Genomic DNA, 20,889 nt, shown 5'->3' on the forward strand with positions numbered 1-20,889 from the left:
CGCGGCCGGTTGGAGCGAAAGAAGCGGCGGGCGCGCCGCGCGGCTGCGAACGGGCGCCGGGGCGCGCGGCTCGCAACGAACGATTATAGCGTGACGGAATGCGGTCACGGCCAGCCGGAACGGCGGCCGGGCCGCTCGGATAAAGGGTATCGAATCAAATGAACAACGCGGTACGCGGCAGCCTGCCGACGCTGGCCATCCTGATCGGCGCGTCGGTATGGGGCCTGATCTGGTATCCGCTGCGGATCCTTGCGTCGCTCGGCGTGACGGGCACGCTGGCCAGCGCGCTGACGAGCCTCGTCGCGTTCCTGTTCGTGATCGTCGCGCGCCACCGCACGATTGCAACGCTGCGCTGGCACTGGGTGCTGCCGGCCATCGCGGCGACGGCCGGCGTGACGAACCTCGGGTTCGTCTGGGGCACGATCCACGGCGAGGTGCTGCGCGTGATGCTGCTGTTCTACCTGACGCCGGCCTGGACCGCGATCTACGCGCACTTCCTGCTGCGCGAGCGGCTGACCTGGGCCGGCGCCGGGCTCGCCGCGCTGTCGATCGGCGGCGCGATGCTGATGCTGTGGTCGCCGTCGCTCGGCTTGCCGCTGCCGGCCAACCCGGCCGAATGGGCCGGCCTCGCGGCCGGGCTGAGCTTCGCGATGAGCAACGTGCTGGTGATCAAGGCGAGCCGCGAGCTGCCCGACATGCGCGCCGAAATGCGCACCGCGACGCTGTTCGGCGGCGCGGCCGTGTTCGGCGCGATCGCGTCGCTGTTCGAGGGGCTGCCGGCCACGCCGGCGAGCGGCCAGCTGGGCGTGGCCGCGCTGATCATCGCGGCGATCGGCGTGACGATGGCGTCGAACAACCTGCTCGTCCAGTACGGCCTCGCACGCGTGCCGGCGAACCGCGCGTCGATCATCATGCTGTTCGAGATCGTGATCACCGCGCTGTCGGCGTGGGTGTTCGCGAACGAGCTGCCGAGCGCGCGCGAGTGGGCGGGCGGCGCGTGCATCGTGCTGGCGACGCTGCTGTCGAGCCGGGTCCATCGTGCCGCGCCGGCACCGGACAAACCCGGCGACGGGCGGGACGGCGCACGCGCGATGGTATGATGGAAGCCGTTTGCGGGGCCCAACGCTGGATGCGCGCGGCCCCGTTTTTGAATTCCGGGGCGCGTCGCGCGCAGGGGCTTCGCGGCCCCGCTCCGCGCGGCCCCGTCCGTTTCACACCTTCTTCACATCCGATACCGCCGTGCGTCTGAGCTCGATCAAACTCGCTGGCTTCAAATCCTTCGTCGATCCCACGCATTTCCAGGTTCCGGGCCAGCTTGTCGGCGTGGTCGGCCCGAACGGATGCGGCAAGTCCAACATCATCGACGCCGTGCGCTGGGTGCTCGGCGAGTCGCGCGCGTCCGAGCTGCGCGGCGAATCGATGCAGGACGTGATCTTCAACGGTTCGACCGCCCGCAAGCCCGGCAGCCGGGCCAGCGTCGAACTGATCTTCGACAACTCCGATGGCCGCGCGGCCGGGCAGTGGGGCCAGTACGGCGAGATCGCCGTGAAGCGCGTGCTGACGCGCGACGGCACGTCGAGCTACTACATCAACAACCTGCCGGCGCGCCGCCGCGACATCCAGGACATCTTCCTCGGCACCGGCCTCGGCCCGCGCGCGTACGCGATCATCGGGCAGGGCATGATCGCGCGGATCATCGAGGCGAAGCCGGAAGAGCTGCGCGTGTTCCTCGAGGAAGCCGCCGGCGTGTCGAAGTACAAGGAACGCCGTCGCGAAACCGAGAACCGTCTGCACGACACGCGCGAGAACCTGACGCGCGTCGAGGACATCGTCCGCGAACTCGGCGCGAACCTCGAAAAGCTCGAGGCGCAGGCGGTGGTCGCGACCAAGTACAAGGAACTCGTCGCCGACGGCGAGGAGAAGCAGCGCCTCTTGTGGCTGCTGCGCAAGAACGAGGCCGCCGGCGAGCAGCAGAAGCAGCAGCGCGCGATCGAACAGGCGCAGATCGACCTCGAGGCGCAGACGGCGAAGCTGCGCGAAGTCGAGGCGCAGCTCGAGACGCTGCGCGTCGCGCACTACTCGGCGAGCGATGCGATGCAGGGCGCGCAGGGCGCGCTCTACGAAGCGAACGCCGAGGTGAGCCGCCTCGAAGCCGAGATCAAGTTCATCGTCGAATCGCGCAATCGCGTGCAGGCGCAGATCGCCGCGCTGAACGCGCAACGCGAGCAGTGGCGCGCGCAGGCCGAGAAGTCGCAGGACGAGCTCGAGGAAGCCGAAGAAGCGCGCGCGATGGCCGACGAGAAGGCCGCGCTCGCCGAAGACAACGCGGCCGCCAAGCACGATGCGCTGCCGGCGCTCGAGGCGAAGTGGCGCGACGCGCAGGCGCAGCTCAACGACGAGCGCGCGCGGATCGCGCAGACCGAGCAGTCGCTGAAGCTCGAAGCCGCGCATCAGCGCAACGCCGACCAGCAGCTCCAGCAGCTTCAGCAGCGCCACGAGCGCCTGAAGAGCGAAGCGGGCGGGCTCGACGCGCCGGACGAGACGCAGCTCGAAGAGCTGCGCATGCAACTGGCCGAGCAGGAAGAGATTCTCGCGGAAGCGCAGGCCCGCCTGGCCGACGCGCAGGAAACGGTGCCGCGCCTCGACGGCGAACGCCGCGCCGCGCAGGAGCGCGTGCAGGCCGAAGCCGCCCAGATCCACCAGCTCGAGGCGCGTCTCGCCGCGCTGAAGCAACTGCAGGAGAACGTGCAGACCGAGGGCAAGATCCAGCCGTGGCTCGACAAGCACGAGCTCGGCGCGCTGCCGCGTCTGTGGAAGAAGCTGCACGTCGAGACCGGCTGGGAAGCGGCGCTCGAGGCCGTGCTGCGCGAGCGCCTCGCCGCGCTCGAAGTGTCGAATCTCGACTGGGTGAAGGCATTCGCGACCGATGCGCCGCCCGCGAAGCTCGCGTTCTACGCGCCGCCCGCGGCCGGCGAGACGCCCGCCGCGGTGGCCGGGCTGCGCCCGGTGCTGTCGCTCGTGCGTATCGACGATGCGGGCATTCGCGCGGTGCTGAACGACTGGCTCGGCAACGTATACGTCGCCGACGACGTCGCGCAGGCGCTCGCGGCGCGCACGCAACTGCCGGCAGGCGGCGCGTTCGTCGTCAAGGCCGGCCATATCGTCACGCGGGTCGGCGTGCAGTTGTATGCGGCCGATTCGGAGCAGGCCGGGATGCTGGCCCGCCAGCAGGAAATCGAAAACCTGGCGCGCCAGGTGCGCGCGCAGGCGCTGCTCGCCGACGAGGCGCGCACGGCCGCCGTGCGGGCGGAAGCCGCGCATACGCAGGCCACGCAGGCGCTCGGCGACGTGCGCGCGCAAGCCGAACGCGCGACGCAGCGCGTGCATGCGTTGCAGATGGATGTGCTCAAGCTCGCGCAGGCGCACGAACGCTACACGCAGCGCAGCACGCAGATCCGCGAGGAACTCGAGGAAATCGGCGCGCAGATCGAAGAGCAGCGTGCGCTGCGCGCGGAGTCGGAAGCGAATTTCGAGCGCTTCGACGGCGAGCTCGCGGAACTGCAGGCGCGCTTCGAGGACAACCAGCTCGCGTTCGAGTCGCTCGACGAATCGCTGACGCAGGCGCGTCAGGAAGCGCGCGACCTGGAGCGCGGCGCGAACGACGCGCGCTTCGCCGCACGCAACGCGGTGACCCGGATCGACGAGCTCAAGCGCACGATCCAGGTCGCGCACGAGCAGAGCGAGCGCGTCGCCGCGTCGCTGGAAGACGCGCGCGCCGAACTCGAGACGATCAACGAGCAGACCGCGCACACGGGCCTGCAGGACGCGCTCGAGATTCGCGCGGTGAAGGAAGAAGCGCTGCAGGCCGCGCGGATCGAGCTCGACGATCTCACCGCGAAGCTGCGTGCGTCGGACGAGCAGCGGCTCGTCGCCGAGCGTTCGCTGCAACCGCTGCGCGACCGCATCACCGAGCTGCAGCTGAAGGAGCAGGCCGCGCGCCTGTCCGTCGAGCAGTTCGCCGAGCAGCTCGCCACGGCCGAAGTCGACGAAACCGCACTGGCCGCGAAGCTGACGCCGGATCTGAAGCCGTCGTACCTGCAGGGCGAAGTCACGCGCCTGAACAACGCGATCAACGCGCTCGGCCCCGTGAACATGGCCGCGCTCGACGAGCTGAAGGCAGCGAGCGAGCGCAAGGTGTTCCTCGATGCGCAGTCGGCCGACCTGATCGACGCGATCACGACGCTCGAGGACGCGATCCACAAGATCGACCAGGAAACCCGCACGCTGCTGCAGGGCACCTTCGACGAGGTCAACCGTCATTTCAGCGACCTGTTCCCGCGCCTGTTCGGCGGCGGCCAGGCGAAGCTGATCATGACGGGCGACGAGATTCTCGATGCCGGCGTGCAGGTGATGGCGCAGCCGCCCGGCAAGAAGAACGCGACGATTCACCTGCTGTCGGGCGGCGAGAAGGCGCTGACCGCGACCGCGCTGGTGTTCGCGATGTTCCAGCTGAACCCCGCGCCGTTCTGTCTGCTCGACGAGGTCGACGCGCCGCTGGACGACGCGAACACCGAACGTTTCGCGAATCTGGTGCGCGCGATGTCCGACAAGACGCAGTTCCTGTTCATCTCGCACAACAAGATCGCGATGGAGATGGCGCAGCAACTGATCGGCGTGACGATGCAGGAGCAGGGCGTGTCGCGGATCGTCGCGGTGGACATGGAAACCGCCGCGGGTTTTGCCCAGAATTGACGTTTGACGAAACCGGACCGCGTTCGCGCGGCGCATGGGCGCCCGTTCGCGGTCCCGACGAAAAAGAATTGCTGATGGAGCGTGCATGGACGAGTTGACACTCGGTTTGATCGGCGCGGGCGCCGTCGTGGTGGGCGGCGTCGTGGTCTACAACGCATGGCAGGGCGCGAAAGTGCGGCGCAGGATGCCGCGCCCGATGCCGGAGGAAGCGGTCGAGGCAATGAACCGCCCCGAGCGCGACGAAGAGTTGCCGTTCATCGAGCCGGTACGTCAGCCGGTGCGCCGCGAGCCCGCGGCACCGGTCGCGGCGGCTGTCGCCGCGACCGAAGCCGCGCGCGTGGAGCCGACGTTCGGCGGGGCCGCGAGCGGCGCGGCGCCGGCCGATACGCCGGCCGACCTGCAGGCCGAGGCGACGGGGGCCGATACGTCGTCCGAATCGACCGAGCCGATTGCCGGCGAAGAAGCCGTGGCCGCCGCCGCGCATGAAGCGGCAGCCGAACCGGCCGGCCCGACCGAACCGGTGATGCCGGCGGCGACGACGATCTCGTCCGCGCCGCCCGCGATCGTCGATCGCCGGATCGACTGCATCGTGCCGATCCGCCTCACCGGCCCGCTGCCGGGCGACAAGATCCTGCCGGTCGCGCAGCGGCTGCGCCGCGCGGGCAGCAAGCCCGTGCATATCGAAGGCAAGCCGGAAGGCGGCCAGTGGGAGTTGCTGCAGAACGGCGTGCGCTACGAAGAGCTGCGCGCGGCCGCGCAGCTTGCGAACCGCAGCGGCGCGCTGAACGAACTCGAATTTTCCGAATTCGTGACGGGCGTCCAGCAGTTCGCCGACGCGATCGACGGCGCGCCGGAATTCCCGGACATGATGGAAACGGTCGCGATGGCGCGCGAACTCGACGCGTTTGCCGCGCAGTGCGACGCGCAACTGTCGATCAACGTGATGTCGGACGGCGCGCCGTGGTCCGCGAACTACGTGCAGGCGGTCGCGTCGCAGGACGGGCTGCTGCTGTCGCGCGACGGCACGCGCTTCGTGAAGCTCGACGCGAAGCAGAATCCGGTGTTCATGCTGCAGTTCGGCGATACGAACTTCCTGCGCGACGACCTCACGTACAAGGGCGGCAACATGATCACGCTGGTGCTCGACGTGCCGGTGGCCGAAGAGGACATCCTGCCGTTCCGGCTGATGTGCGATTACGCGAAGTCGCTGTCCGAGCGGATCGGCGCGCGCGTCGTCGACGATTCGCGCCGGCCGCTGCCGGAGTCGACGCTGCTCGCGATCGAGCAGCAGCTGATGAAGCTGTACGCGAAGCTCGAGGAAGCCGGCATCCCGGCCGGTTCGCCGGTCACGCGCCGCCTGTTCAGCCAGTAACGCGAAGGCGCGGACGGCGGTTTTCGGCGCCGTCTTTCGTCTCCGCGGCGCACACCGTGCGGTGTGCGCTGCAGCACGTCATCGGGCCCGCATTGCGTGCCCCGCCGCGGCGTCAAACTGAGATAATCGGAAAACCGATTTTTTCAGAACGACTCTGCCGCCAGCATGGCCCGAACCCAAGCCGAACCGCCAGCCAGCCAGCCCGACGCGCGCGCCGCGTGGCTGCGCGACCAACTCGAGCGGGCAAACTACGCCTATTACGTGCTCGACCAGCCGGATCTGCCCGACGCCGAATACGACCGGCTGTTCCGTGAGCTGCAGCAGCTCGAAACCGACCATCCCGAACTCGTGACGCCCGATTCACCGACGCAGCGCGTCGGCGGCGAAGCGGCCGGCGGCTTCACGCCGGTCGTCCACGATGCGCCGATGCTGTCGCTGAACAACGGCTTCGCCGACGAGGACATCGTCGCGTTCGACAAGCGCATCGCCGACGCGCTCGCGAAGACGACCGATCTCGCCGGCTCGGTGACGGACCCCGTCGAATACGCGTGCGAACTGAAGTTCGACGGCCTCGCGATTTCGCTGCGCTACGAGCAAGGCGTGTTCGTGCAGGCCGCGACGCGCGGCGACGGGACGACGGGCGAGGACGTGACCGAGAACGTGCGCACGATCCGTTCGATTCCGCTGAAGCTGAAGGGCAAGCACGTGCCGGCGGTGCTCGACGTGCGCGGCGAGGTGCTGATGTTCAAGCGCGATTTCGCACGCCTGAACGAACGCCAGCGCGCGGCCGAGCAGCGCGAATTCGCGAACCCGCGCAACGCGGCGGCCGGCAGCCTGCGCCAGCTCGACTCGAAGATCACCGCGCAGCGGCCGCTGTCGTTCTTCGCGTACGGGATCGGCGTGCTCGACGGGATGCCGATGCCCGACACGCACAGCGCGCTGCTCGACTGGTACGAGGCGTTCGGCCTGCCCGTGAACCGCGAGCGTGCGGTCGTGCACGGCGCCGAAGGGCTGCTCGAGTTCTTCCGCAAGGTCGGCGAGAAGCGCGAGTCGCTGCCGTACGACATCGACGGCGTCGTCTACAAGGTCAACCGGCGTGACGAGCAGGAGCGCCTCGGCTTCGTGTCGCGTGCGCCGCGCTTCGCGCTCGCGCACAAGTTCCCCGCGCAGGAAGCGCTGACGAAGCTCGTCGCGATCGAGGTTCAGGTCGGCCGCACGGGCGCGATCACGCCGGTCGCGCGTCTCGAGCCGGTCTTCGTCGGCGGTGCGACCGTGACCAATGCGACGCTGCACAACGAGGACGAAGTGCGCCGCAAGGACATCCGGATCGGCGACACCGTGATCGTGCGCCGTGCCGGCGACGTGATTCCGGAAGTCGTCGGCGCGCTGCTCGACCGGCGCCCGGCGGACGCGGCCGAATTCGTGATGCCGACCGAATGCCCGGTGTGCGGCTCGAAGATCGAGCGCCTGCCGGACGAGGCGATCGCGCGCTGCACGGGCGGGCTGTTCTGCCCGGCGCAGCGCAAGCAGGCGCTGTGGCATTTCGCGCAGCGCCGCGCGCTCGACATCGACGGCCTCGGCGAGAAGATCATCGACCAGCTCGTCGAGCTGAATCTCGTGCGTACGCCGGCCGACCTGTTCAATCTCGGTTTCGCGACGCTCGCCGAGCTCGACCGGTTCGCCGAGAAGTCCGCGCAGAATCTGCTCGATTCGCTCGAGAAGGCGAAGCACACGACGCTCGCGCGCTTCATCTACGGGCTCGGCATCCGCCATGTCGGCGAATCGACCGCGAAGGATCTCGCGAAGCATTTCGGCTCTCTGACGCCGATCATGGATGCGTCGATCGAGGAACTGCTCGAAGTCAACGACGTCGGGCCGATCGTCGCCGAGTCGATTCACCAGTTCTTCGCGGAAGAGCACAACCGCACGGTGATCGAGCAGTTGCGCGCGCCCGGCAAGGTCACGTGGCCGGAAGGGCCGCCCGCGCCGAAGGCGCCGCAGGGCGTGCTGGCCGGCAAGACGGTCGTGCTGACGGGCACGCTGCCGAATCTCACGCGCGATGCGGCGAAGGAGATGCTCGAAGCGGCCGGCGCCAAGGTGGCCGGTTCGGTATCGAAGAAGACGGATTACGTGGTCGCGGGCGCCGAAGCCGGCAGCAAGCTCGCGAAGGCCGAGGAACTCGGCATCCCCGTGCTGGACGAAGACGGCCTGCACCAACTCCTGGAGGGCAATACGCCATGATTCGCGAGATCCTGAAGATGGGCGATCCGCGCCTGCTCGAAATCGCCGAGCCGGTCGGGCGGTTCGATACACCCGAGCTGCACGAGATCGTCGCGGACATGTTCGAGACGATGCATCACGCGAACGGCGCCGGCTTGGCCGCGCCGCAGATCGGCATCGGACTGCAGATCATCATCTTCGGCTTCGGCAACAACAACCGCTACCCGGATGCGCCGCCGGTGCCCGAGACCGTGCTGATCAACCCGAAGGTCGAGTACCTGCCGCCGGACATGGAAGAGGGCTGGGAAGGCTGCCTGTCGGTGCCGGGCATGCGCGGCGTCGTCAGCCGCTACGCGAAGGTGCGCTACAGCGGCTTCGACCAGTTCGGCCAGAAGATCGATCGCGTCGCCGAGGGGTTCCACGCACGCGTGGTCCAGCACGAATACGATCACCTGATCGGCAAGCTGTACCCGATGCGGATCACCGACTTCACGCGCTTCGGGTTCACCGAGGTGCTGTTCCCGGGGCTCGACCCGGCCGACGACGACTGATCGGCCGCCCTCGCGGGGAAAAGAAAAAGCCCGCTTGAAGCGGGCTCTTTTTCATTGCGTGGCGTACGTGGTGCGCTTGCGGTCAGAACGTCTCGTCGGCGGACAGGTAGCGCCATTGGCCCTGCGGCAGCGCGCCGAGCATCACGCGGCCCATCCGCACGCGCTTCAGGCCGATCACGTCGAGGCCAACCAGTTCGCACATGCGGCGGATCTGGCGCTTCTTGCCTTCGCGCAGCACGAAGCGCAACTGCTCGCCGTTCTGCCAGCTCACCAGCGCCGGCTTCAGCGCGACGCCGTCGAGCTCGAGGCCGTGGCGCAGCTTCGCGAGCGATTCCGCCGGGAAGTGCTGGTCGATGTCGATCAGGCGTTCGCCGAAGCGCACGCGCACCAGGTATTCCTTGTCGATGTCCGACTGTTCGCCGATCAGCTGCTTCGCGATCACGCCGTTTTGCGTGAGCACGAGCAGGCCGGTGGAGTCGATGTCGAGACGGCCGGCCGGTGCGAGCGCATGCAGGTGCTGCGGGGAGAAGCGCACCGGCGAATGATCGCCGCTCCAGCGGTTCGCGCGCGTGATCAGCACGGCCGCCGGCTCGTAGCCGTCTTCCGCTTGACCCGACACGTAGCCGACCGGCTTGTGCAGCAAGATCGTCACCTGCGCGGCCTGAGCGGCGCTCGCGCGCTCGTCGATCTCGATCTTCTGGTCGGCGCGCACCTTGGTGCCGAGCGTGTCGATGCGTTCGCCGTCGACGAGCACCCAGCCCTTTTCGATCCATTCGTCGGCTTCGCGGCGCGAGCACATGCCGAGTTCGGACATTCGCTTCGACAGGCGCATCAGGCCCGTTTCGTCGCCGTAGTCGACGTCGGCTGCTGCGCGCTTGACGGGTTGCGCGGTCTTCACCGTACCGAACGAACGGCGCTCGCCGTCGCGTGCGGGGCGGGCCGGGCGATCGCCGAAGCTGCGCTTCGCGCCTTCGCCAGAGGGCTTGTCGCGGTAGGACGGGCGCTTGCTGTCGTCGCCACCTGCTGCGCGGCGCGGACGTGCATCGTCATCGTTGCGACGAGCAGGGCGGTCGGACGACGTGCGGCGGTCGCCGAAGCTGCGTTTCGCACCTTCGCCGGCGGGCTTGTCGCGGTAGGACGGGCGCTTGCTGTCGTCACCGGCTGCTGCGCGGCGCGGACGTGCATCGTCATCGTTGCGACGAGCAGGGCGGTCGGACGACGTGCGGCGGTCGCCGAAGCTGCGTTTCGCACCTTCGCCGGCGGGCTTGTCGCGGTAGGACGGGCGCTTGCTGTCGTCGCCACCTGCTGCGCGGCGCGGACGGGCATCGTCATCGTTGCGGCGCGGTGGGCGATCCGACGACGGACGGCGATCGCCGAAGCTGCGCTTCCCGCCTTCGCCGGCGGGCTTGTCGCGGTAGGACGGGCGCTTGCTGTCATCGCCACCTGCTGCGCGGCGCGGAGGGGCATCGTCATCGCTGCGGCGCGGTGGGCGATCCGACGACGGACGGCGGTCGCCGAAGCTGCGCTTCGGGCCTTCGCCGGCGGGCTTGTCGCGGTAGGACGGGCGCTTGCTGTCGTCACCTGCTGCGCGACGCGGCCGTGCATCGTCATCGCTGCGACGCGGCGGCCGATCCGACGACGGACGGCGGTCGCCGAAGCTGCGCTTCGCGCCTTCGCTGGCCGCATTGTCGCGATACGGGGCGCGCGTGCCGCGTTCGGCGCTACCGTCACGCGGCGCGCGCTTGGCCGGTGCGCGATCCGCGCCCGGGCGTTCTGCGCCGGCGGCGCCGCGCGGCTTGAACGAGCGCTCGCCGGTGGCGGCGGCCGCCGGCGCCTTCTTCGGACGGGCGGGCTTGTCCCCCGGGGGCGGCGCGGCGGGACGCACCGCCTTACGGGCGACGAGGCTGCCGGAGCGGACAGGGGCGCGGGTCGGCGACGCCGGCTTCGGATTCTTGACGGTTAATTTGGTGCGCATAAACGCTGGGATTCATTCAGACTGCGATCGCACGCAGCAATTCGGTTTCGAGCTGGATCTGCAGGCGGTTGTCGGACAGGCCGGCGCCCGCGAGCAGGAAGATGTCTTCGACGCGCTCGCCGAGCGTATTGATCCGCGCCGCATGGACGCCGATCCGATGTTCGGCGAGTACGCGCGCGATCGAATAGAGAAGGCCCGGCCGGTCGTTGGCCGACACGGACAGGATGTAGTACTGACCGCGCTCGTCGGCCCGCAGGTCGACGCGCGGCGTGATCGGAAACGTCCGGGACAGCCTCGACAGGCGGCCCTTCGACGGCTCCGGCAGCGTGGCCGTTTCGGCGAGCCGCGTCGCGAGCTGCTGCTCGACGAGATTCGCGATGTCGCGGTAGCGCACGTCGCGTTCGGTCTGCGTGACGATGAAGTTGTCGAGTGCATAGCCGTGCCGCGTCGTGCTGACGCGCGCATCGAGCACCGACAGCCCGTTGCGGTCGAAATACGCGCAGATGCCCGCGAACAGATCGGGGCGGTCCTTCACGTACACGAGCACTTGCAGCGCGTCGCCGATCGGCGACGGCCGCGCGCGGACGATCGCGGTTTCGGCGTTCACGTGCCGGTACAGCACGCGTGTCTGCCACGCGATGTCGGCCGCGTCGTGACGCAGGAAGAAGCCGACGTCGAGCTGATCCCACAACGCGCGGTGCGCATCGTCGGGCACGGTTTCCAGGCGCAGCAGCGCGAGCGCCTGCTCCTGCCGCGACTTCAGTTCCGAATGCGCGTCGGGATTCGCGCCGCCGAGCACCGCGAGCGTGATGCGGTAGAGATCCTCGAGCAGCTTGCCCTTCCACGTGTTCCACACCTTCGGGCTGGTGCCGCGGATATCGGCGACGGTCAGCAGGTAGAGCGCGGTCAGGTACCGTTCGTTACCGACGACTTCGGCGAAACGCTTGATGACTTCGGGGTCGCTCGTATCCTGCTTCTGCGCGACCTGGCTCATCGTCAGGTGATGCTGAACGAGCCATACGATCAGCGCGGCGTCCTCGGCGGCGATCCCGTGCTCGCGGCAGAAGCGCCGCGCGTCGGCCATCCCGAGCGTCGAGTGATCGCCGCCGCGGCCCTTCGCGATGTCGTGGAACAGCGCCGCGACATACAGCACCCATGGGCGCTCGAAGTTGCCGATCAACTGGCTGCAGAACGGATACTCGTGCGCATGCTCGGCCACCGCGAAGCGGCGGATATTGCGCAACACCATCAGGATGTGCTGATCGACCGTGTACACGTGGTACAGGTCGTGCTGCATCTGGCCGACGATGCGGCGGAAGTTCAGCAGGTAGCGGCCGAGCACGCTCGTCTGGTTCATCAGCCGGAACGCGTGCGTGATGCCTTCGGGCTGCTGCAGGATCCGCATGAACGTGGCGCGGTTCTGCGGATCGCGGCGCCACGCGTTGTTCATGATTTCGCGCGAGTTGTACAGCGCACGCAGCGTCCGGGCGGACAGGCCCTTCACGCCGCGCGTCGTTTCGTACAGCAGGAACGCTTCGAGGATCGCGTCGGGATGGCGCTCGAACACGCCGTCGTCGACGATCTCGAGCATCCCCTGTTTCTCGACGAAGCGATCGGCCGACAGCACGCGCGTGATGCCGCTCGTCGCGGGGAAGAGCTGCGCCTCGATGTTCTGGATCAGGATCGTCGCCAGCTGCGTGACGGCTTTCGCGGCCCAGTAGTAGCGGCGCATCAGCTGTTCGCTCGCGCGCTTGGCCTGCGTGGGCTGGTAGCCGAAGCTCTCGGCGGCCTGCGTCTGCAGGTCGAACACGAGCATGTCCTGGCGGCGCCCGGCGATCACGTGCAGCCGCGCGCGCAGCGTCTTCAGGAAGCCTTCGTTGCGGCGCAGCTCGCGCGCTTCGCGGTCGGTGATGAGGCCGCGCGTGTCGAGTTCGCGCCAGCTGCTGCCGAAGCCGGCCGCGCGCGCGATCCACAGGATCGTCTGCAGGTCGCGCAGCCCGCCGGGGCTTTCCTTCACGTTCGGTTCGAGGCTGTACGGCGTGTCCTGGCACTTCGCGTGGCGCTGGCGCATCTCGAGCACCTTCGCGGTGAAGAACGCGCGGGCGTCGAGCGCTTCGTGGTAGCGCACGGTGAAGCGCTCGAACAGCGCGGTGCTGCCGACGATGCGGCGCGCTTCCAGCAGCGAGGTCTGCACCGTGACGTCCTGCGACGCCTCCTCGATGCACTGCGCGACCGTCCGCACGCTGCTGCCGATCTCGAGGCCGAGGTCCCACGCCATGCCAATGAAGCGCTCGATGCGCGCGTCGAGCGCCGCGTCGTGCGCATCGGGCAGCAGCACGAGGATGTCGACGTCCGAATAGGGCGCGAGCTCGCCGCGCCCGTAGCCGCCGACGGCGACGAGCGCGAGCGTCGCGGGCAGCCCGCAATCGTCCCACACGCGCTTCAACGCGTCGTCGGTGAGTTTCGACAGCGCGTGCATCAGCGGCGCGACGTTCGCCGCGCGGCGAAAGCGCTCGAGCATCGCCGTCTTGGCGGCCTTGAATTCGGCGCGCCGGGACAGCGCTTCGGGCGAGGGGGCAGCGTGAGCGCTCATGGGCGACCGTTCGGGGGCGGGGTGGGGCGGGCTGGGGCGGCGGCGCTCAGACGGCGGCGGCCGGCTGCGCGAACACGGGGCGCGCCGGCGTGCCGGCCGACACGGTCAGCACTTCGTAGCCGGTTTCGGTGACGAGCACCGTGTGCTCCCACTGCGCGGACAGGCTGCGGTCGCGCGTCTTGACCGTCCACTGGTCGGGCATCGTGCGGATGTCGCGCTTGCCGGCGTTGATCATCGGCTCGATCGTGAAGATCATCCCGGCCTTCAGTTCGATGCCGGTGCCCGGGCGGCCGTAGTGGACGACCTGCGGATCCTCGTGGAACACCGTGCCGATGCCGTGGCCGCAGTATTCGCGCACGACGCTGTAGCCCTGCGCCTCCGCGTGCTTCTGGATCGCGTAGCCGATGTCGCCGAGGTGCGCGCCGGGCTTGACCTGGTCGATGCCGAGCCACATGCATTCGTAGGTGGTCTGCACGAGGCGCTTCGCGAGGATCGAGCCCTCGCCGACGATGAACATCCGGCTGGTGTCGCCGAAATAGCCGTTCTTGATCACGGTGATGTCGATGTTCAGCGCGTCGCCGTTCTTGATCACCTTCTCGCCGGGAATGCCGTGGCAGATCACGTCGTTGACCGAAATGCAGGTGGCCTTCGGGTACGGCGGATAGCCGGGCGGCTGATAGTTCAGCGGCGCGGGGATCGTGCCTTGCTCGTTGAGCATGAACTCGTGGCAGAGGCGGTCCAGTTCGGCGGTCGTGACGCCGGCGACGACGTGCGGCGTGATGAAGTCGAGCACTTCGCTCGCGAGACGGCAGGCGACGCGCATCTGGGCGATATCGTGTTCGTTTTTGAGCGTAATAGCCATCGAGGTATGCCTGGAATGCGGTGAATTGACGGATTATCGCACCTTATGGCGGGCGTCGCAGCCCCTGCGGGCCGCGCGGATGCGGGTTTTCGAGGATTGTCCGGCCCGCTGCCGCGCGGCAAGCGGAAGTGCCGCGCGACTTGAGAGCCGACAAATCCGCGTGCTATACTCTTTGGCTAAGTCGACATCCAAATTTGCCGTCGTGCCCCATTTTGGGGTGGCATCGCGGTGAAAGGCTTACGGCACGGGCGTTTTGCACGTGCCGAATCGCAAGCCGGCGCAACCAGGGTGCCGTCCGTGCGGAATTCCCGCCTTTCGGGGCAGGTTCGCGCGGCGGTACGGCAGCCGGCTTAAGACCCAACCCTCGTGGAGAATTTACATGGCAGTCACGATGCGCCAAATGCTGGAAGCAGGTGTCCACTTCGGTCACCAGACGCGCTTCTGGAACCCGAAGATGGCTCCGTTCATTTTCGGTCACCGCAACAAGATTCACATCATCAACCTCGAAAAGACGCTGCCGATGTTCACGGACGCACAGAAGTACGTGCGCCAGCTGGCAGCGAACCGCGGCACGATCCTGTTCGTCGGCACGAAGCGCCAGTCGCGTGACACGATCGCCCAGGAAGCGCAACGTGCGGGCATGCCGTACGTCAACGCACGCTGGCTCGGCGGCATGATGACCAACTTCAAGACGCTGAAGGTATCGATCAAGCGCCTGAAGGACATGGAAGCGGCCGTCGAAGCGGGTGAAACCGAGAAGATGAGCAAGAAGGAAGCGCTGCTGTTCGAACGCGAAATCGCCAAGCTGCAGAAGTCGATCGGCGGCGTGAAGGACATGGGCGGCATTCCGGACGCGATCTTCGTCATCGACGTCGGCTACCACAAGATCGCCGTCACGGAAGCGAACAAGCTGGGCGTGCCGGTCATCGCCGTGGTCGACACGAACCACTCGCCGGAAGGTGTGGATTACGTGATCCCGGGTAACGACGACTCGAGCAAGGCAGTCGCGCTGTACGCCGAAGGCGTGGCCGACGCGATCCTCGAAGGCCGTGCGAACGCGGTCAACGAAGTGGTCCAGGCCGCACGCGGCGACGACGAATACGTCGAGGAAAACGCGTAACTGGCCCCGAGCCGGCGCAAAAAGGGGGCTCTCAACAGGCCCCCTTTTTTTAAGCTTGTGCGCCGGACCTGATCGCGCCGAATCGGCGCGGGTCCGGAAACGAATCTCGGCCGTTCGCGTCCAAGCGGGCGGCGTTGTGAATACAGACTCAAGGAGCGAATGATGGCGGCAATTACCGCAAGCATGGTGGCAGAACTGCGCGCGAAGACCGACGCACCGATGATGGAATGCAAGAAGGCGCTGACGGAAGCCGACGGCGATCTGGCCAAGGCTGAAGAACTGCTGCGCGTCAAGCTCGGCAACAAGGCGAGCAAGGCCGCATCGCGCGTGACGGCGGAAGGCGTCGTCGCATCGTTCGTCGGCGGCAACGCAGGCGCGCTGGTCGAGCTGAACTGCGAAACCGACTTCGTCGCGAAGAACGACGACTTCCTCGCGTTCTCGAAGACGGTCGCGGAACTCGTCGCGACGCAGAACCCGGCCGACGTGGCCGCGCTGTCGGCGCTGCCGCTCGAAGGCTCGACCGTCGACGCAGTGCGTCTGGCGCTGATCGGCAAGATCGGCGAGAACGTGTCGATCCGCCGTTTCGTCCGTTTCGAAACCGCGAACAAGATCGCGACGTACCTGCACGGCGCGCGTATCGGCGTGATCGTCGAGTACACGGGCGCGGAAGAGCAGGTCGGCAAGGACGTCGCGATGCACATCGCCGCGATGAAGCCGGTCGCGCTGTCGTCGGCCGACGTGCCGGCGGAACTGATCGAGACGGAACGCCGCGTGGCCGAGCAGAAGGCTGCCGAATCGGGCAAGCCGGCTGAAATCGTCGCGAAGATGGTCGACGGCAGCGTCCAGAAGTACCTGAAGGAAGTGTCGCTGCTGAACCAGACGTTCGTGAAGAACGACAAGCAGACGATCGAGCAGATGCTGAAGGCAGCGAATGCGGCAGTGCAGAAGTTTGCGCTGTTCGTCGTCGGCGAAGGCATCGAGAAGCGCCAGGACGACTTCGCCGCCGAAGTGGCCGCGCAAGTCGCAGCAGCCAAGCAGCAGTAAGCAGTCAGCAGTATCCGCGGCGGGCGTCCGTTCCGCCGCGGCCGGCGGCGCCGCCGGCCGGCCGGGAACCCCGGTCCGGTCGTCGGCGCTTGCCCGAATCAGTATTTCGCCCCTACAGTTCGTGGTTGTCATCCTCTCGTCGCTCGGAAGCCCCTATGTCCAATGCCTATAAACGCGTCCTCCTCAAACTCTCCGGCGAAGCGCTGATGGGCGACGATGCCTTCGGCATCAATCGCGCGACGATCGAACGGATGGTGGCCGATATCGCCGAAGTCGTGCGTCTCGGGACGCAGCTTGCGGTCGTGATCGGTGGCGGTAATATTTTCCGCGGCGTCGCGGGCGGCGCGGCCGGCATGGACCGCGCGACGGCCGACTACATGGGGATGCTCGCGACGATGATGAATGCGCTGGCGCTGCAGGACGCGATGCGCCACGCCGGCATCGAGGCGCGCGTGCAGTCCGCGCTGCGCATGGACCAGGTCGTCGAGCCGTACATCCGGCCCCGTGCGATCCGTCAGCTCGAGGAAGGCCGTGTCGTGATCTTCGCGGCCGGCACCGGCAACCCGTTCTTCACGACGGATACGGCCGCCGCGCTGCGCGGCTCGGAAGTGGGCGCGGAAGTCGTGTTGAAGGCGACCAAGGTCGATGGCGTATATTCTGCCGATCCGAAGAAGGATCCGTCGGCCACGCGCTACACGACGATCAGCTTCGACGAGGCGATCAGCCGCAACCTGCAGGTGATGGACGCAACGGCGTTTGCACTGTGCCGCGACCAGAAACTGCCGATTCGCGTGTTTTCGATCAACAAGCCGGGCGCGCTCAAGCGCATCGTGCTGGGCGAGGACGAAGGTACGCTCGTCCACGTGTAAACTCCCGCGGATGCGGGCGAACGGCGCGGGTTGCCGGCCGCGGCGCGCGACATGCGCCGGGCGGGGCTCGCGTTCTTTGAAGGTTTGAAGGTTCGGAGGTTGAAATGAGTGTCGCTGATGTGAAGAAGGGCGTCGAGCAAAAGATGCAGCGCTCGATCGAAGCGTTCAAGAACGATCTGGCCAAGATCCGTACGGGCCGTGCACACACCGGTCTGCTCGATCACGTGCAGGTCGACTACTACGGCTCGATGGTGCCGATCTCGCAGGTCGCGAACCTGACGCTCGTCGACGCGCGCACGATCGGCGTGCAGCCGTGGGAAAAGAACATGGTCGCGAAGGTCGAGAAGGCCATTCGCGAAGCCGATCTGGGCCTGAACCCGGCGACGGCCGGCGACCTGATCCGCGTGCCGATGCCCGCGCTGACGGAAGAGCGCCGCCGCGAGCTGACCAAGGTCGTGAAGAGCGAAGGCGAAACGGCCAAGGTCGCGATTCGCAACCTGCGCCGCGACGCGAACGAAGCGCTCAAGAAGCTCGTGAAGGACAAGGAAATCTCGGAAGACGACGAGCGCCGCGCGAGCGACGACGTGCAGAAGCTGACCGACAAGCACGTTGCCGAAATCGACAAGCTCGTGCAGACCAAGGAAGCCGAGATCATGACGGTCTGACGACCGTCCTCGCGCGCCGCCTTCTTCCCGCAACTGTCTCAACGGCCATGACCTATACCAGCTCTACCGTTCGCGTGCCTGACGTCGGCGTCGTGCCGCGTCACATCGCGATCATCATGGACGGCAACGGCCGTTGGGCGACCGAACGCCGATTGCCGCGCGTCGCGGGGCACACCCGCGGCGTCGATGCCGTGCGGGCGGTGGTCGAAGGCTGTGCGCGCGCCGGCGTCGAATACCTGACGCTGTTCGCGTTCAGTTCGGAAAACTGGCGCCGGCCGAACGACGAAGTGTCGTTCCTGATGCGGCTGTTCATCACCGCGCTCGAGCGCGAAGTGGGCAAACTGCATGCGAACGGGATCCGCCTGCGCGTCGTCGGCGATCTCGACCGTTTCGAGCCGCGCATTCGCGAGCTGATTCGCCGCGCCGAAACCAAGACGGCGCGCAATACCCGTCTGACGCTCACCATCGCGGCCAACTACGGCGGCCGGTGGGACATCCTGCAGGCGACGAAGAAACTCATCGAGCAGGCGGTGCGCGAAGGTCGCGAGGTCGAAGTGACCGAGGACGCCTTCGCGCCGCACCTGGCGATGGCCTACGCGCCGGAGCCCGATCTCTTCATCCGCACCGGCGGCGAGCAGCGCGTCAGCAACTTCCTGCTGTGGCAGCTCGCGTACGCCGAATTCTATTTCACCGACAAGTACTGGCCGGATTTCGACGGCGCGGCACTGGCCGACGCGCTGGCGTCGTATACCGAGCGCGAGCGCCGTTTCGGGCGCACGAGTGCGCAGCTCGAACCGCAATCGCAGAACGCCGACTCCCTTTCATGCTGAAAACCCGTGTGATCACGGCGATCGTGATGCTGGCGGTGCTGCTGCCGGTGACGCTGTTCGCGCCGCTCGCCGGATTCGGCGCGCTGATCGGCGTCGTGCTCGTGTTCGCCGCGTGGGAGTGGGCGCGCCTGCTGAAGCTCGGCGGCGCCGCTCCGATCGTCTATGCGGGCGTCGCGGCGCTCGCGCTCGCGGCCACCGCGCCGCTCGGCGTCGATGCGGCTTCGTCCCGTCCCCTTTTCATGGCGGCCGGCGTGTTCTGGCTGCTGGTCGGCCCATTCGCGCTGCGGCGCAAGCCCACGCTGGCGGGCGGCGTCTGGCGGCCGTTCCTGCTGGCCGCCGGCCTCGTCGTGTTCGCCGCCTGCTGGCACGCGCTCGTCGCCGCCCGCGCGCAGGGCGTGCCGTTCGTGCTGTCGCTGCTTCTGGTCGTCTGGCTGGCCGATATCGGCGCATACTTCGCGGGCAAGGCCTTCGGAAAGCGTAAACTGGCCATCACGATCAGCCCCGGCAAGAGCTGGGAAGGCGCGATCGGCGGCTGGTTCGCGGTGATGGTCGTCGGCGGTGTCGCGATGGCCGTGCACGTATTCGAACCGACCCTGTTTTCTGCATTCAGCGCGCGCTACGGGATGCCCGGCGCGTGGGCCGCGCTGACGCTGCTGGTCGCGTACAGCGTGATCGGCGACCTGTTCGAGTCGCTGCTGAAGCGGCAGGCGGGCGTGAAGGATTCGAGCGGATTGCTGCCGGGCCACGGCGGCGTGCTCGATCGTGTCGACGCGCTGCTGCCGGTGCTGCCGCTCGCGATGCTGCTGCTTGGTTAAACCATTATTTCTGTTATGCAAAAACGTCTGACATTGCTCGGTTCCACGGGCTCGATCGGAGACAGCACGCTCGACGTGGTCGCGCGCCATCCCGAGCGCTTCTCCGTCTACGCGCTCACCGCGCACCGCAACGGCGACAAGCTCGTCGAGCAGTGTCTGCGCTTCGCGCCCGAAGTGGCGGTGGTCGGCGATGCCGCGACGGCCGCGCAGGTCGACGCGAAACTGCGCGCGGCGGGCAGCAAGACGGTCGTGCTGCACGGGCCGCAGGCGCTCGTCGACGTGTCGAAGAGCGATGGCTGCGACACGGTGGTCGCGGCGATCGTCGGCGCGGCCGGCCTTGCGCCGAGCCTGGCGGCCGCACGCGCCGGCAAGCGGATCCTGCTCGCGAACAAGGAAGCGCTCGTGATGTCGGGCGCGATCTTCATGGACGCCGTGCGCGACCATGGCGCGATCCTGCTGCCGGTCGACAGCGAACACAACGCGATCTTCCAGTGCATGCCGCGCGACGCGGCCGAGCACGGCGGGATCTCGAAGATCATCCTGACCGCGTCGGGCGGCCCGTTCCGCACGCGTGAACCTGCCACGCTCGTCGACGTGACGCCGGACGAGGCGTGCAAGCATCCGAACTGGGTGATGGGCCGCAAGATCTCGGTCGATTCCGCGACGATGATGAACAAGGGCCTCGAAGTGATCGAGGCGCACTGGATCTTCGGGCTGCCGGGCGACCGGATCGACGTGCTGATCCATCCGCAGAGCGTGATTCATTCGCTCGTGTCGTACCGTGACGGCTCGGTGCTCGCGCAGCTCGGCAACCCCGACATGCGCACGCCGATCGCACACGCACTCGCGTTCCCCGAGCGCGTCGACGCCGGCGTCGACCCGCTCGATCTCGCGCAGATCGCCCAGCTGTCGTTCGAGAAACCCGATTACGCGCGCTTCCCGTGCCTCGCGCTCGCGCTGAAGGCGCTCGAGGAAGGCGGTATCGCGAGCGCCGCATTGAACGCGGCGAACGAAGTGGCGGTCGAAGCCTTTCTCGAGCGCCGGATCGGCTTCATGGCGATCGCGGCGACGGTCGACGCGGTGCTCGACGCGCTGCCGAACCGCGCGCCCGACGGGCTCGACGACGTCCTCGCGGCCGATGCCGAGGCTCGCCGCCTCGCCGCCGCGATCATTGCGAAAGCGCCTGCGCCCCGCGTGGAGCGTACGGTCTGAATGGGGTGC

The 20,889-nt window shown here is 67.8% G+C and carries 15 protein-coding genes; 12 read left to right on the forward strand and 3 right to left on the reverse strand.

The features are described 5' to 3' along the window. Positions 1–158: 158 nt before the first annotated feature. The 5 genes from QZM72_RS16315 to def all read left to right on the forward strand — a co-directional run bounded on the left by QZM72_RS16315 (position 159) and on the right by def (position 8,895). Positions 159–1,100 (forward strand): DMT family transporter, encoded by a 942-nt coding sequence (locus QZM72_RS16315; RefSeq protein ID WP_301738645.1) that lies wholly within the window; start codon positions 159–161, stop codon positions 1,098–1,100. A 139-nt stretch (positions 1,101–1,239) separates the two neighbouring features. Then, on the forward strand, positions 1,240–4,752 hold the full coding sequence (gene smc / locus QZM72_RS16320; RefSeq protein WP_301738646.1) for a chromosome segregation protein SMC: 3,513 nt from the start codon (positions 1,240–1,242) through the stop codon (positions 4,750–4,752). Between the two features lie 85 nt (positions 4,753–4,837). Beyond that, a complete protein-coding gene (locus QZM72_RS16325) occupies positions 4,838–6,124 on the forward strand; it encodes a cell division protein ZipA C-terminal FtsZ-binding domain-containing protein (protein ID WP_301738647.1) in 1,287 nt (428 codons plus the stop codon). A gap of 165 nt (positions 6,125–6,289) precedes the next feature. Beyond that, entirely contained in the window at positions 6,290–8,365 is a 2,076-nt protein-coding gene (gene ligA, locus QZM72_RS16330) for an NAD-dependent DNA ligase LigA (RefSeq protein ID WP_301738648.1), read from the forward strand. Further along, entirely contained in the window at positions 8,362–8,895 is a 534-nt protein-coding gene (gene def / locus QZM72_RS16335) for a peptide deformylase (protein WP_301738649.1), read from the forward strand. Before ligA ends, def begins: the two co-directional genes overlap by 4 nt. An 82-nt stretch (positions 8,896–8,977) precedes the next feature. Here def and QZM72_RS16340 read toward each other — a convergent pair whose 3' ends face one another. From QZM72_RS16340 to map, 3 genes are read right to left on the reverse strand one after another with little or no spacing between them, the layout of a single operon-like run. Then, positions 8,978–10,870 carry a pseudouridine synthase gene (locus tag QZM72_RS16340; protein ID WP_089467733.1) on the reverse strand — a complete coding sequence of 631 codons (1,893 nt, stop codon included), beginning with the start codon at positions 10,868–10,870 and terminating at the stop codon, positions 8,978–8,980. Between the two features lie 16 nt (positions 10,871–10,886). Beyond that, the gene (locus QZM72_RS16345) at positions 10,887–13,463 is read right to left on the reverse strand and encodes a [protein-PII] uridylyltransferase (protein ID WP_089467732.1); all 2,577 of its coding nucleotides are present in this window, start codon (positions 13,461–13,463) and stop codon (positions 10,887–10,889) included. A gap of 46 nt (positions 13,464–13,509) precedes the next feature. Beyond that, positions 13,510–14,325, reverse strand: coding sequence for a type I methionyl aminopeptidase (map, locus tag QZM72_RS16350; RefSeq protein ID WP_050012902.1), 816 nt, complete (start codon positions 14,323–14,325; stop codon positions 13,510–13,512). 379 nt (positions 14,326–14,704) lie between these two features. Between map and rpsB the strand changes: the two genes are divergently transcribed. From rpsB to QZM72_RS16385, 7 genes are all read left to right on the forward strand, one after another. Beyond that, complete coding sequence (gene rpsB, locus QZM72_RS16355; RefSeq protein ID WP_069617666.1) at positions 14,705–15,445, forward strand: 30S ribosomal protein S2; 741 nt, start codon at positions 14,705–14,707, stop codon at positions 15,443–15,445. A gap of 162 nt (positions 15,446–15,607) precedes the next feature. Next, a complete protein-coding gene (gene tsf / locus QZM72_RS16360; protein ID WP_021159104.1) occupies positions 15,608–16,489 on the forward strand; it encodes a translation elongation factor Ts in 882 nt (293 codons plus the stop codon). Positions 16,490–16,644: 155 nt separating this feature from the next. Beyond that, complete coding sequence (gene pyrH / locus QZM72_RS16365; RefSeq protein WP_006402648.1) at positions 16,645–17,358, forward strand: UMP kinase; 714 nt, start codon at positions 16,645–16,647, stop codon at positions 17,356–17,358. Positions 17,359–17,462: 104 nt separating this feature from the next. Further along, complete coding sequence (frr, locus tag QZM72_RS16370) at positions 17,463–18,023, forward strand: ribosome recycling factor (protein ID WP_089467731.1); 561 nt, start codon at positions 17,463–17,465, stop codon at positions 18,021–18,023. 47 nt (positions 18,024–18,070) lie between these two features. Continuing rightward, positions 18,071–18,853 (forward strand): polyprenyl diphosphate synthase, encoded by a 783-nt coding sequence (uppS, locus tag QZM72_RS16375; protein WP_089467730.1) that lies wholly within the window; start codon positions 18,071–18,073, stop codon positions 18,851–18,853. Next, positions 18,847–19,668, forward strand: a complete 822-nt coding sequence (locus QZM72_RS16380; protein ID WP_089467729.1) for a phosphatidate cytidylyltransferase — start codon at positions 18,847–18,849, stop codon at positions 19,666–19,668. Before uppS ends, QZM72_RS16380 begins: the two co-directional genes overlap by 7 nt. A 15-nt stretch (positions 19,669–19,683) precedes the next feature. After that, positions 19,684–20,880, forward strand: a complete 1,197-nt coding sequence (locus QZM72_RS16385; protein ID WP_089467728.1) for a 1-deoxy-D-xylulose-5-phosphate reductoisomerase — start codon at positions 19,684–19,686, stop codon at positions 20,878–20,880. The last annotated feature ends 9 nt before the right edge of the window (positions 20,881–20,889 follow it).

Source organism: Burkholderia sp. AU45388 (assembly GCF_030481585.1).
Taxonomy (GTDB): Bacteria; Pseudomonadota; Gammaproteobacteria; order Burkholderiales; family Burkholderiaceae; genus Burkholderia; species Burkholderia sola.